Origin of the sequence: Sphingomonas sp. J344, from assembly GCF_024700005.1 — a bacterium.
Classification (GTDB): domain Bacteria; phylum Pseudomonadota; class Alphaproteobacteria; order Sphingomonadales; family Sphingomonadaceae; genus Sphingomonas.
On the sequence record NZ_JAJONB010000001.1, the window covers coordinates 63,038 to 75,705 of the forward strand.

General features: G+C 66.5%; 12 protein-coding genes. 8 read left to right on the forward strand and 4 right to left on the reverse strand.

The annotated features are described in order from the left end of the window. Nucleotides 1-4: 4 nt before the first annotated feature. From fliN to LRS12_RS00380, 8 genes are all read left to right on the forward strand, one after another. A complete protein-coding gene (gene fliN / locus LRS12_RS00345) occupies nt 5-364 on the forward strand; it encodes a flagellar motor switch protein FliN (protein ID WP_257842781.1) in 360 nt (119 codons plus the stop codon). Between the two features lie 2 nt (nt 365-366). After that, on the forward strand, nt 367-1,323 hold the full coding sequence (locus LRS12_RS00350) for a sigma-54 dependent transcriptional regulator (protein WP_257842782.1): 957 nt from the start codon (nt 367-369) through the stop codon (nt 1,321-1,323). After that, nucleotides 1,262-1,651 carry a helix-turn-helix domain-containing protein gene (locus tag LRS12_RS00355; protein ID WP_257842783.1) on the forward strand — a complete coding sequence of 130 codons (390 nt, stop codon included), beginning with the start codon at nt 1,262-1,264 and terminating at the stop codon, nt 1,649-1,651. Before LRS12_RS00350 ends, LRS12_RS00355 begins: the two co-directional genes overlap by 62 nt. Before the next feature lie 13 nt (nt 1,652-1,664). Further along, entirely contained in the window at nt 1,665-3,746 is a 2,082-nt protein-coding gene (gene flhA, locus LRS12_RS00360; RefSeq protein ID WP_257842784.1) for a flagellar biosynthesis protein FlhA, read from the forward strand. Between the two features lie 105 nt (nt 3,747-3,851). Next, entirely contained in the window at nt 3,852-5,336 is a 1,485-nt protein-coding gene (locus LRS12_RS00365) for a hypothetical protein (RefSeq protein WP_257842785.1), read from the forward strand. After that, nucleotides 5,333-5,677, forward strand: coding sequence for a flagellar hook-length control protein FliK (locus tag LRS12_RS00370; protein ID WP_257842786.1), 345 nt, complete (start codon nt 5,333-5,335; stop codon nt 5,675-5,677). The genes LRS12_RS00365 and LRS12_RS00370 overlap by 4 nt, the downstream gene beginning before the upstream one ends. 11 nt (nt 5,678-5,688) lie before the next feature. Continuing rightward, a complete protein-coding gene (locus LRS12_RS00375; RefSeq protein ID WP_257842787.1) occupies nt 5,689-6,345 on the forward strand; it encodes a flagellar hook assembly protein FlgD in 657 nt (218 codons plus the stop codon). A 129-nt stretch (nt 6,346-6,474) separates the two neighbouring features. After that, nucleotides 6,475-8,499 carry a bifunctional diguanylate cyclase/phosphodiesterase gene (locus tag LRS12_RS00380; protein WP_257842788.1) on the forward strand — a complete coding sequence of 675 codons (2,025 nt, stop codon included), beginning with the start codon at nt 6,475-6,477 and terminating at the stop codon, nt 8,497-8,499. A gap of 101 nt (nt 8,500-8,600) precedes the next feature. Here LRS12_RS00380 and mmsB read toward each other — a convergent pair whose 3' ends face one another. The 4 genes from mmsB to LRS12_RS00400 form a co-directional block, all read right to left on the reverse strand. Next, complete coding sequence (mmsB, locus tag LRS12_RS00385; RefSeq protein WP_257842789.1) at nt 8,601-9,518, reverse strand: 3-hydroxyisobutyrate dehydrogenase; 918 nt, start codon at nt 9,516-9,518, stop codon at nt 8,601-8,603. Between the two features lie 63 nt (nt 9,519-9,581). Then, the gene (locus LRS12_RS00390) at nt 9,582-10,355 is read right to left on the reverse strand and encodes an enoyl-CoA hydratase (protein ID WP_257842790.1); all 774 of its coding nucleotides are present in this window, start codon (nt 10,353-10,355) and stop codon (nt 9,582-9,584) included. 116 nt (nt 10,356-10,471) lie between these two features. Further along, nucleotides 10,472-11,515 carry an enoyl-CoA hydratase/isomerase family protein gene (locus LRS12_RS00395; RefSeq protein ID WP_257842791.1) on the reverse strand — a complete coding sequence of 348 codons (1,044 nt, stop codon included), beginning with the start codon at nt 11,513-11,515 and terminating at the stop codon, nt 10,472-10,474. After that, nucleotides 11,512-12,660: an acyl-CoA dehydrogenase family protein gene (locus tag LRS12_RS00400; protein WP_257842792.1), complete on the reverse strand. Its 1,149-nt coding sequence runs from the start codon at nt 12,658-12,660 to the stop codon at nt 11,512-11,514. The genes LRS12_RS00395 and LRS12_RS00400 overlap by 4 nt, the downstream gene beginning before the upstream one ends. Nucleotides 12,661-12,668 lie beyond the last annotated feature (8 nt).

Here is a 12,668-nt window from a genome sequence, read left to right on the forward strand (position 1 = left end):
CCCGATGTCCGAAACCGGCGACCCGTTCAGCAGCCCCGAGCCCGGTGCGATGATCGAAACCGACACGCCGCCATCGTTCGAGGAATTCGATCTCGACGGCCCTTCCGCCGAACTCGGCAACGGCACCTCGCTGTCCGCCGTCAACGAAGTCCCGGTGCGCGTTCAGGCGGTGCTCGGTCGCGCCCGCGTGCCGGTCGGCGAGCTGATCCGGATGAAGTCTGGCATGGTGCTCGAACTCGACCGCCGCGTCGGCGAGCCGGTCGACGTCTATGTCAACAACCGGCTGGTAGCGCGCGGCGAAGTGATGCTGGTCGACCACGCACTCGGCGTGACGCTCACCGAAATCGTGCGCCAGGACGGCTGATCATGCAGCTTCGCCTGATGATCGTCGGTGCCAGCAGCGGTCCGTTCGGCGAGGCCGCGCGCATGGCGCAAAGCCTAGGTGCCGAGGTGATGATCGCCGAGACGGCGACCGAAGCGCTTGTGCACCTGCGCGAGACCGGCGCGGGGCTGGTGATGATCGACGTCGACAGCGACGTGCCGAGTTTCATGCGCGCGCTGATCGTCGAGCGGTTCGCGGTGCCCGTCCTCGCCTGTGGCATCGACGCCCCGGCCGAGCGCGCGGTCGCCGCGATCCGCGCCGGCGCGCGCGACTACATTCCCCTGCCCCCCGACCGCGAGCTGATCGCCGCTGCCATCGCGCAGATGGCACAGGCCGATTTCGCGCCGATGGTGGGCGAAGATCCTAGCTGGCTGCGCGCGCTGGAGTTCGCCCGCGCAATGGCACCGGCGCACGCCCCGATCCTGATCAGCGGCGAGCGCGGCACGGGTAAGGAGCGCGTCGCGCACGCCACCCACGCCGCGTCGGGCCGCAGCGGGTTCATCACCGTCGAATGCAACGGCGTCGCCGCCGACGTTCTTGAATCCGAACTGTTCGGACATGCAGCGGGAGCGTTCGAAGGCGCGCTGGCTGGTCGTCGTGGCGCCTTTTCGACCGCGACCGGCGGCACGCTGTTCATCCGCGACATCGACCGCCTTCCCGCCCCGCTTCAGCTGCGCGTGCTGAAGACAATGACCGCGCCGGGTGCGCCCAACGTCATCGCCAGCACGCGTCGCGACCTGGCCGCTCTTGTCGATGCGGGACAGTTTCGCAGCGACCTGCTCGCCCGCTTCGCGCTTGCCACCGTCGCGCTGCCGCCGCTGCGCGCGCGGCGGCGACATCCGCCTGCTCGCAGCGACCTTCGCAGCGCGCTTCGCGGCGATGCAGTGCCTGCCCTCGCCGCTGATCGACCCGGCGACCGAAACGCTGCTGACCAGCTATGAATGGCCGGGCAATGTCGCCGAACTGCAGGATGCGATGCACCGCGCGGTGTTGCTCTCGCCCGACGGCTATATCGGGCCGGAGGCGATCGTGCTCGCCGACGGGTCGCGGCTCGCGCCGCCCGCTTCGGCGGCGGGCAAGCCGCTGATCGCGTCGTTCGTCGGCCAGACGGTCGAGGAAGTCGAACGCCAGCTGATCCTCGAAACGCTGGAGCGGTGCCAGGGCAACCGCACTTCGGCCTCGCAGATCCTGGGCATTTCGGTGCGCACGATGCGCAACAAGCTCAAAGCCTTTGTCGAGGCCGGCATCGCCGTCGTCCCGGCAACCTGACGAAAGCTGAATCATGGACTCGATCTCTGCTTTCCTGACCCGTATCGGCGCAACGCGCGACATCGCGCTGGCGGTCGGCGTCATCTCGATTATCGGCATGCTGATCCTGCCAATGCCGGGCTGGCTACTCGACCTTGGGCTTGCGCTCTCGATCACGCTGTCGGCGATGATCCTGATGACCGCGCTGTTCATCGAAAAGCCGCTCCAGCTGTCGTCCTTCCCGACAATCCTGCTGATTGCGACGATGCTGCGCCTCGGTCTCAACCTGGCCTCGACCCGCCTGATCCTGTCGCACGGGCATGAAGGGCCGCATGCGGCGGGCGGCGTGATCGCGGCGTTCGGCGACTTTCTGATCGGCGGGCAGATGGTGATCGGCCTCACCATCTTCGCGATTCTGGTGGTCATCAACTTTGTCGTGATCACCAAGGGTGCAGGACGCATCGCCGAAGTGGCCGCGCGCTTCAGCCTCGACGCGATGCCCGGCAAGCAGATGGCAATCGACGCCGACCTGTCAGCCGGCATGATCACCGAGGAACAGGCGCGCGCGCGCCGAAGCGAAGTTGAGGCCGAGAGCGGCTTCTTCGGTTCGATGGACGGTGCATCGAAATTCGTGAAGGGCGATGCGATCGCCGGCCTGCTGATCACCGCGATCAATGTGATCGTCGGCCTGATCATCGGCGTCGCAATCCATGGCGTCGATTTCGGCACCGCCTTCCAGAGCTACACGCTCCTGACCGTCGGCGATGGCCTGGTTAGCCAGATCCCCGCGCTGATCGTCTCGACAGCAGCCGGCCTGCTGGTGTCGAAGGGTAGCCAGGCGGGCAAGACTGGCGCGGCGCTGGGCGAGCAGCTCGGTCGCTACCCGCAGGCATTCGGCATGGTCGCGGTGCTGATGGGCCTGCTTGCGCTGATGCCGGGCCTGCCGTTCATCCCATTCTTCGCCTTTGCGGCAGCATCGGGCTATGCCGCGTGGTATCTATCGAAGAAGGCCAAGGAGCGCGCCCGCGTTGCCGAGCGAATGGCGCAGGTCGAGGAAGCCGAAGCCGCTGCGGTCGTGGAGGAGCCTATCTCGCGCACGCTCGCGATCGACGCGGTGCGGATCGAGATCGGCTATGGCCTGCTCCCGATCATCAATGACGCAGCGCGCGAACCGCGCCTCGACGATCAGGTCCGCGCGCTGCGCCGCCAGATGGCGACCGAATATGGCTTCGTCCTCCCCTCGGTCCGCATCATCGACAATATGGGGCTGCAGGCGAACCAGTACATCATCTACATCAAGGAGACCGAGGCGGCGCGCGGCGAGATCCGGCTCGATCGTCTGCTGGTGATCAACCCCGGCGAAGGCCCGGCGGGCATTCCAGGCGAGCCGACGCGCGAGCCGGTGTTCAACCTGCCTGCGCTCTGGATCGACCGCGAGCTGCGCGAGGAAGCGGGATTCCGAGGCCTCACCGTCGTCGATGCGGGCACGATCATCACCACGCACCTGACCGAACTGGTCAAGGACAATATCGCCGATATGCTGAGCTACACCGAGGTGCAGAAGCTGCTCAACGAGGTCCATACCGACTCGGCCAAGCTGGTCGCAGAGATCATCCCGGCGCGCATCTCGATCTCGGGCGTGCAGCGTATCCTGCAGAATCTTCTCGGCGAAGGCGTGTCGATCCGCGATGTGCCGACGATCCTTGAGGGTATCGCTGAAGCCGCGCCGATCACCCAGAATCTGACGCAGATCACCGAACATGTCCGCGCACGGCTCGCCCGCCAGATCTCGGCGCATCAGGCGCGCGATGGTTCGATCCCGATTCTGACCCTGTCGCCCGAATGGGATGCCGCATTCGCGGAGAACATCCTGGGCATGGGCGACGAGCGCCACCTCGCGATGCCGCCGTCGATGCTTCAGGGCTTCATCGTTGCGGTCCGCGACACCTATGACCGGATGGCGAACAGCGGGGAAATTCCCTGCCTCCTCACCAATCCCACGATCCGACCGTTCGTTCGCAGCGTGATCGAGCGTGTCCGCCCTGCGACCGTCGTCCTGTCGCAGAACGAGATCCATGCCCGCGCCCGGGTGCGCGCGCTCGGCACGATTGGCTAAGCCGTGCGACCGGAAACCGTCCCACACTTCTATGATCCGTCTATGGTGCCGAACCTTCTGCCCTTTTCCGCGTCCGTCACGACGGGTGCTGGATCGCCCCCGAGCTTGACCGCGATGCCGCAGGCCGATCCCGGATTCGCGGCAATGCTGGGGCTGGGCACGACACCGGTGACGCAAGCGGCCACGGGGAACCCGGTGACGGTTTCGGTGGTGCCCCAGGGCACGACGCCCTATCTGGGCCTCGCCGATGGTGCGGTGGCACAGCCGGTCGAGACCGCGCTGCCCGAATTGCAAAGTATTGCCGATCAGGTAGCAGCGCCAATCGTGCTGGAAGCCGCAGCCGTCGCCCCTGTCGCAACGCCGGTTTCCGAGACGCCCGCAATGCCGATGGCAGCGCCGCTTCCCGATACATCCGCGCTGCCGACGGCGACGCTTCCCGAAGCACACGTCCCGATGGCCCGGCCCGCGCCCTCGCCCGCAGATGAGAGCATGACTGCGCGCGACGCGCCACGCACGATGCCAGAACCCGTGCCTGGACCTGTTCTCGAGACAGTAGCGGCGGTCGACCACCCAGATCAGGGCGCAAAGGCGACCCAGACTGAGGCTGTCCCGATGCCTGTCCCCGTCCCTGCACCTGTCCCTGTGCTGGTCACTGGGCCTGTGCCTGTGCCTGCGCCTGCTAAGAATGGCGATGGCAACGGCGACACCGCGACGACGATGGGCCGTCCCGACACCTCGGTCGACGTAGCGCCCGTAGCCCGATCGAGGCCGGTCGACGCGCTCACGGCCCGGCCCCTCCGGACAGCGCCTGTCGTTCCTTCGCCCGGCGAGTCGGTGACAATCATCCAACCGGTGCACGAGATCAGTGAGCCGAAGGCTGCTCCGGTCGTGAACGACGGTAGCGTGCCGGTCGCCGACAGTCCCCGCCACTTGGCCGCACCGGTGCCGGAAGTACCGATCGTTCCCGTCGCGACCGGCCCCATGGCTGCACCGGTTGAAGCAGCGCCGGTGTTGACCGAAACCGCTGTCGATCCGCTCGCCGTTGCAACCAGCGACGACGCATCTGCAACGCCAGCCCAGCCGTTCGCGCTCGCTGCGGCCAGCCTGGCGGTGCCGACGGTCGAAACCAATCCCGCGCCGCTGCAGCCGCAAGCTGAGGCCGCCGCCGCGCCCGCCCCGGTCGCTCCCCGCGCAACCGAACCCGCACGCACGACCGAACCTGCCGCGTCGGACATCGTGGTCGACATGCCTGTCGATGACGACGCATTCGAGGGCGTGGTGGCTGACGAGCCGATATCCGACGCCGATGCCGATGGCACGCGGGCCAGCGGCAATGGGTCGAGCGACACGATGAACCGGGATGGCAGCCGCCAGTCCGCGCCGCAGCAATCGGCACCAACGCCGCCGCCAATCTCCGCCGGGCCAATCCCTGCCTTCGACCCGCTGGCCGCCCCCCGGTGCCTGACGCCGCACACGCCACCAGCGACGCCGCCGCCGCAGAGCCGCGCGCGCGGGCGAGCGCGATCGGTGAGGATGTCGGCCTGGCGATCGTTCGCCATGCCGATACCGGATCTGGCGAGGTGCTGGTGATCCGGCTCGATCCTGGCGAGTTGGGCAAGATCGAGGTCCGGTTACGGATGGACGAGGCGCGCCAGTTGACCGCCGAGGTGACCGCCGACCAGCCTGCGACGCTCGATCTGTTGCGCCGCGATTCGGACAGCCTGACCCGCGCGCTCAACGATGCCGGCTTCCGCGCCGACGACCAGAGCCTGCGCTTCGACCAACGCGGCTTTGGCCAGAACGACCAGCAGTCCCAGCAGGGCCGCCGCGTCGCAAGCCGCGCCTATCTCTCCGAAGACGATGCAGCAGCATCGTCAATCCCATCCCCCGTCCAGGTCCGCAGCTCGGGCCGGGTCGATCTCGTCGCCTGAAGGAGCCGATCATGGCCGTCGACGCCGCCACCGCAGCCAATGCAGCGACCAGCACCAATGCTGGCAACGCCCTGTCCAAACTCGCCGCAGATTCGACGATGTTTCTGAAGCTGCTCACCACCCAGATGCAGAATCAGGATCCGATGGATCCGATGGATACGTCGGAATATACCGCGCAGCTGGTCCAGTTCTCCCAGATCGAGCAGTCGATCCAGCAGAACGCATCGCTGAAGTCGATCCTGACCGCGCTCACCTCAGACAATCTCGTCGGCGCGGCGTCAGTGGTCGGCAAGGTCGCGAGCTTCGGTAGCGACCAGGCGGGCCTGACCGCCGACAGCCCGGCGCAATGGACCTATGCCACCACCCGCCCCGCAGACTCGGTCGTCGCGACGATCAAGAACGCATCGGGCGCAACCGTCCACACGATCAACCTGACCGGATCGGAAGGCGAACTGGTCTGGGACGGCACGCTCCCCAATGGAACCCGCGCGCGCGACGGCGAGTATAAGCTGGAGATCGCCGCCAAGGACACGACCGGATCGAGCGTGCCGGTGTCGATCTCCGCCCGCGGCCTCGTCAAGGAAGTGGCGCAGGACGCATCGGGCATGACGTTCCAGGTCAACGGCGTATTCTATAACGCTGCGACGCTGGTCCGCCTGACGCAGTAATCGGCGCAGACAGGACCGGGCGCGATGCCGAACCTCTATAGTGCACCCGGAGCGTGGACGCCGATCGCCTTCTCCCCTGCTGGCGATCGGTGCCACGCTCCGACCTTCGAGCTTTGAGGGTTCGTTAAGATGGGACTGGCAATCGGAGAGGCGCAAACCGCGCCGATGCACCGACCACCCCTTCCTCCCGCCGCGTCCAACGCACAGTCGCTGCCGCTAGCGCAGTATGAGCAGCTGCGCCGTCAGATTCCCTGGCTCTACCTCCTCCTCTTCGCCAATGCCGGTACGCTGGCGATCAGCCATGGCGATACTGCAAGCCGCTGGATCGCCCAAGGCATCCCATTGATCCTGGTCGGGATCGCGGTGCTGCGGATGATCCACTGGCTGCGCGCGCCGACACCTGCCGAACTGAGCGAAGCGGAAGCGGCGCGACGCAACCGCCGTACCCAGATCGTCGCACTCGCGATTGGCGGCGGGTTCACCATCTGGGTGATCGCGCTCGACTGGTTCTCGGCCGGGGCGATGCGCGGCCATGTCGCGGTCGCGCTGGCGGTAACCCTGCTCAGCTGCATGCTCTGCCTGATGCATGTGCCGCGCGCTGCAGCAATGCTCGCGGCGGCGGTCGTCACCCCCTATGCGCTCTATTGCCTGAGCACTGGCAGCCTTCCCGCGATCTTCACCGCGCTCAACATTGCGCTGGTCACCGCCGTGATGTCCAAAATCCTGATCGGGTCGAACCGGATGTTCGTCGACCTAGTCCAATCGCAACAGGCATTGCGTGACGAGCGGTCGCAGGCGAGCCGGTTGAGTGACGAGAACCAGCTGCTGGCGCAGACGGATTCGTTGACCGGCCTCCCCAATCGTCGCCATTTCTTCGCCCGGCTCGATGCCTGTCTGACCGAGCGTGAGGCGAATGGACGCGCACCCTTTTGTGTCGGTGTCCTCGACCTCGACCGATTCAAGCCGATCAATGACACATTCGGCCACGCCACCGGCGACCGACTGCTCAGCGAGCTGGGCCGTCGGCTGTCGGGATTCTGTGGCGAGGAACTGATGATCGCCCGGCTGGGCGGCGACGAGTTCGGTATCCTGATCGACGGCGACGCATCGACTGCCCGCGCACGGCTGGCGGGTCTTCGCGAGACGATCTGTGCGCCGATGATGATCCACGACGCGTCGTTGCGCGTTGGATGTTCGATCGGGCTGGCGGTCTACCCCGATGCCGGGCGCAACGCCCATGCGCTGTTCGACCGGTCCGACTATGCGCTGTACCACGCCAAGTCGCACGAGCGCGGCGAGTGCGTGATCTTTTCCGCCGAGCATGAGGCGATGATCCGCGATGAGCTACAACTGGAGGCTGCATTCCGCGCCGCCGACCTGAGTGCGGAGTTGTCGCTGCTGTTCCAGCCGATCTACGAAACGCGCAGCATGACGCTGGCGAGCGTCGAGGCCCTGGCGCGCTGGCATTCGCCACAATTGGGGCTGGTGATGCCCGACCGGCTGATCGCGATGGCCGAGCGGCTGGGGCTGATCAATCAGGTGACGCTAATCCTGTTCGCCAAGCTCCTCGCGAAGGCCGAACGCCTGCCAACAGGGGTCGGCGTATCGTTCAACCTGTCGGTGCACGACATCGCATCGCCAGAGACGATCCGCGAGCTGACCCGGATGATCGTCGCGAGCGGGATCGAGCCGGCACGACTCACTTTCGAGATTACCGAGACCACGTTGATGTCGGACATCGACGGGGCACGGACAGTGCTGGAGCAGCTGCGCGCATTGGGGGTGCGCGTCGCACTGGACGATTTCGGCACCGGCTATTCGAGCCTGGGCATCTTGCACCAGATTCCGCTCGACATCCTCAAGGTAGACCGCAGCTTCGCCGCAGGGATGACCACCCAATCGGGTCGCGCGATGATTGCGGCGATCCGCGGACTGGCCCATTCGCTGAGCCTCGACTGCGTGATCGAGGGGATCGAGACCGAGGCACAGCTGATGGAGGCGAGCTTGCTCGGCTGCCGCTATGCGCAGGGCTATCTGCTCGGTCGCCCCGCACCGATGGGCAGCGTGCTGCGCGGCGAGCGCGAGACTGCGCCTGTCGCGATGCCCGCAGCGGAACGGCCACGGCTGTTGCCTGCCGCGACCCACCTGCACTAACGCTCAATCCCCACACCGTTTGCGCTGAGCGCGCCGAAGCGCCATCCCTGGTGTCGGGTCAATGGAAGATGCTGCTTTCTCAGCGCGAACTGCTCCAGGATTCAGCCCTCGCCGCGCGCCTCCAGCATCCGGATGATGCCCGAAAAATCCATCCCGGCATGGCCCGCATCGGCGAACTTCGCATAGAGCTCCGCAGCACGCGCCCCCATCGGCGTGTCGGCGTGGACCGTTTCGGCCGCCTCCATCGCCAGCTTCAGATCCTTGAGCATCAGCCCGACCGCGAAGCCGCCTTGATAATCGTTGTCGGCGGGCGATTTGGGGCCGACTCCGGGCAGTGGCGCGTAGCTGGTCATCGACCAGCTCTGCCCCGATGAGACCGAGCTGATGTCGTAGAAGGTCTGCGGGTCGAGCCCGAGCTTGCGCGCGAGCAGGAACGCCTCGCAGGTCGCGACCATCGTCGCGCCGAGCAGCATGTTGTTGCAGATCTTCGCCGCCTGTCCCGCGCCGTTACCACCGGCATGGATCACCGCCTTGCCCATGTCCGACAGGAACAGCTCCGCGCGTTCGAACGCCGCATCGCTGCCGCCGACCATGAAGGTAAGCGTGCCGCCAGCCGCCGCCGCGATCCCGCCGGAGACGGGCGCGTCGACCGCCATCAGCCCCTTGGCCGCCGCCGCATCGGCGACGCGGCGCGCGGTATCGACGTCGATGGTCGAACAATCGATCAGGATCGCCCCGGTATCCGCCGCGCCGAACACGCTGTCGGCATAGACCTGTTCGACATGCTTGCCGGCGGGCAGCATGGTGATGACCGCCTCCGCGCCCTGCGCCGCCTCGGCCGCGCTCGCCACGGGCAGGCATCCGGCAGCCTTGGCGCGGGCGAGCGCCTCTTCGCTGAGGTCATAGGCGCGCACGTCATGCCCCGCCTTCGCCAGGTTCGCGGCCATCCCGCCGCCCATATTGCCGAGACCGATAAATCCTACGCGGGCCATTGCGGCGCTCCTCTCATCTTTCGTCACCCCAGCGGAAGCTGGGGTCTTCTGCCGCACGAAACCCCAGCTTCCGCTGCGGTGACGGCAAGGCTATTTCCCCGTCCAGTTCCCCGGACGTTTCTCGACGAATGCCGCCATGCCTTCCTTCTGGTCGGCGCTGCCGAACAGGCCGTGGAACAGGCGGCGTTCGAACTGGACGCCCTGCGCCAGGCCCGTCTCGAACGCTGCGTTGACCATTTCCTTGTTCGCCAGCACCGCGAGCGGGGCCATCGAGGCGATCGTCGCGGCGGACTTGAGCGCTTCGTCAAGCAGTTCGGCGGCGGGAATGACGCGGCTGACGAGGCCGGCGCGCTCCGACTCTTCCGCGCCCATCATGCGGCCGGTGAGGCACATTTCCATCGCCTTGGCCTTGCCCACCGCGCGGGTCAGGCGCTGCGACCCGCCCATGCCGGGGGCGACGGCGAGCTTGATCTCCGGCTGACCGAACTTGGCGGTATCGGCGGCGAGGATGAAGTCGCACATCATCGCCAGCTCGCATCCGCCGCCCAGCGCGAAGCCGGAGACGGCGGCGATGATCGGCTTGCGCGTGCGGGTAAACTGGTCCCAGCCGGCGAAGAAATTGTGGCCGTACATGTCGGCAAAGCCCTGCGCCTGCATCTCCTTGATATCCGCGCCCGCCGCGAACGCCTTTTCGCTGCCGGTGAGGACGGCGCAGCCCTGTGACGGGTCGGCGTCGAACGCGGCGAAGGCGTCGAGCAATTCGGACAGGACTTCGCTGTTGAGCGCGTTGAGTGCCTGCGGTCGGTTGAGCGTCACCAACGTGACGGCGCCGCGCTGTTCGACGAGGATTGTGTTGTAGGTCATTTCGTTTCCTTCTGCTCCCCTCCCGCTTGCGGGAGGGGTCGGGGGAGGGCCTGTAACTCAAACGACGTCCGGGAGGACAGGCCCTCCCCAAGCCCCTCCCCCAAGCGGCAGGGGAGTTAAGCTGGACTCCACGCCTCATCCTCGGGCAGCGGCGCGAAGATCTGGTCGATCAGATGGTCGCTGACCCCCTCCGGCGTGGCGGGGTCCCAGCGCGGGTGATTGTCCTTGTCGATGATGAGCGCGCGCACGCCCTCGATGAAGTCATGGCGCTGCACGACGCGCGTGGCGACCGCATATTCCTGCCGCATCTCATCCTCGAAGGTTTGCATGGACGCGCCGTCGAGCAGAAGCTTGAGGCTGACCTTCATCGACTGCGGCGATTTGCCGGCGATGGTGGCGCGTTGCTGCATCGCCCATTCGCCCGGATCGGCTTCGAGCGCGGCGATGATGTCTTCGAGATGATCGCGCGCGAACAGCCGGTCGATATCCTCTCGGTGGGCGAGGATGCGGGCGTCAGGGACAGGCGTGGCCAAGTCGGCCAGCACCGCTTCGATCGTCTGCGGGTCGGCCAGAATGCGCCCCTTGGCATCGTACAGTCGGTCCGACGGGAGATAATGTGTGGCGAGGCCCAGCGCGACGCACTCCGCGCCGTCGATCCGATGGCCGGTGACCGCGAGATACTGGCCGACGCGACCCGGCAGACGCGACAGATACCATCCGCCGCCGACATCGGGGAACAGGCCGATACCGGTCTCCGGCATCGCGAACTTCGTGTTCTCCGTCGCAACCCGGAACCGCGCGGGCTGGCTCAGGCCGACGCCGCCGCCCATCGTGATCCCGTCCATGAACGCGACGATCGGCTTCACGAAGGTGAACAGCGCGTGGTTCATCTGATATTCGACGCGGAAGAAGTCCCGCGCCGCTGCGCCATCGTCCGCACCGCTGGTGGCCAGCATGCGGATGTCGCCGCCCGCGCAGAAGCCGCGACCCTCGGCATGATCGATCATTACCGCCTCGACCGCCGTGTCGCTGCGCCATGCGGTCAGCGCGTCGAGGATCGCGGCGCACACGCCGGTGTTGAGCGCATGGATGGCCTTGGGCCGGTTGAGCCGGATGCGGCCGACCTTGCCCTCGACCGAAATCAGGACGTCTTCGCTCATTGCCGCGTCAGCTCCCGCCCGACGATCATCCGCATCACCTGATTGGTCCCCTCAAGGATCGAATGGACGCGCAGGTCGCGCCAGAAGCGTTCGATCGGGTAGTCCATCAGATAGCCATAGCCGCCATGCAGCTGCAGCGCGCGGTCGACCACGGCCGATCCGGTGTCGGTCGCGAAACGCTTGGCCATCGCGGCGAACTTGGTCTTGTCGGGGGCGTTGGCGGTGACCTTGGCGGCGGCGAGGTATAGCAAAGCGCGGGCTGCCTCCAGCTCGGTCGCCATGTCGGCAAGGGTGAACTGGGTGTTCTGGAACTCGGCCACGGCGGTGCCGAACTGCTTGCGATCTTTTGTATAGACAATTGCCTCGTCGAGGCAGCGCTGCGCCCCGCCGAGCGAGCAGGCGCCGATGTTGAGGCGACCGCCGTCGAGGCCCATCATCGCGATGCGGAACCCCTCGCCCTCGCCGCCGATCAGATTTTCGGCGGGGACGCGGACATTGTCGAACATCACCTGTCGCGTCGGCTGGGCATGCCAGCCGAGCTTGCGCTCGTTCGCGCCGAAGCTGACGCCGGGCATGTCCTTTTCGATGGCGAGGCAGGAAATACCCTTGGGTCCATCGACGCCGGTGCGGACCATCGTCACGTACAGCTCATTCTCGCCCGCGCCAGAGATAAACTGCTTCGACCCGTTGACGATGAAGTGGTCGCCGTCGCGCTTCGCCGTGGTCTTGAGCGCAGCAGCGTCGGAGCCCGAGGACGGCTCGGTCAGGCAGTAGCTCGCCAGCCAGTCGGCGGTGACGAGGCGGGGCAGATACTTGTCCTTCACCCCCTGCGACCCAAAGCGGTCGATCATCCATGCGGCCATATTGTGGATCGAGATGAACGCGCTGGTCGCGGGACAGCCATAGGCCATCGCCTCCATGATCAGCGCTGACTCGAGCCGGCCAAGGCCGATCCCGCCGCTTTCCTCGCTGACGTAGATTGCGCCAAAGCCGAGCTCTGCGGCAGCCTTCACCGTGTCGCGCGGGAAGATGTGCTTCTCGTCCCACTCCGCCGCATGCGGGGTGATCGCGTCGGCGGTGAAGCGCTGCGCCATCTCCTGAATCGCGCGCTGGTCGTCGGTGAGGTCGAATTGCTGGTCGGTCATATCGGTCC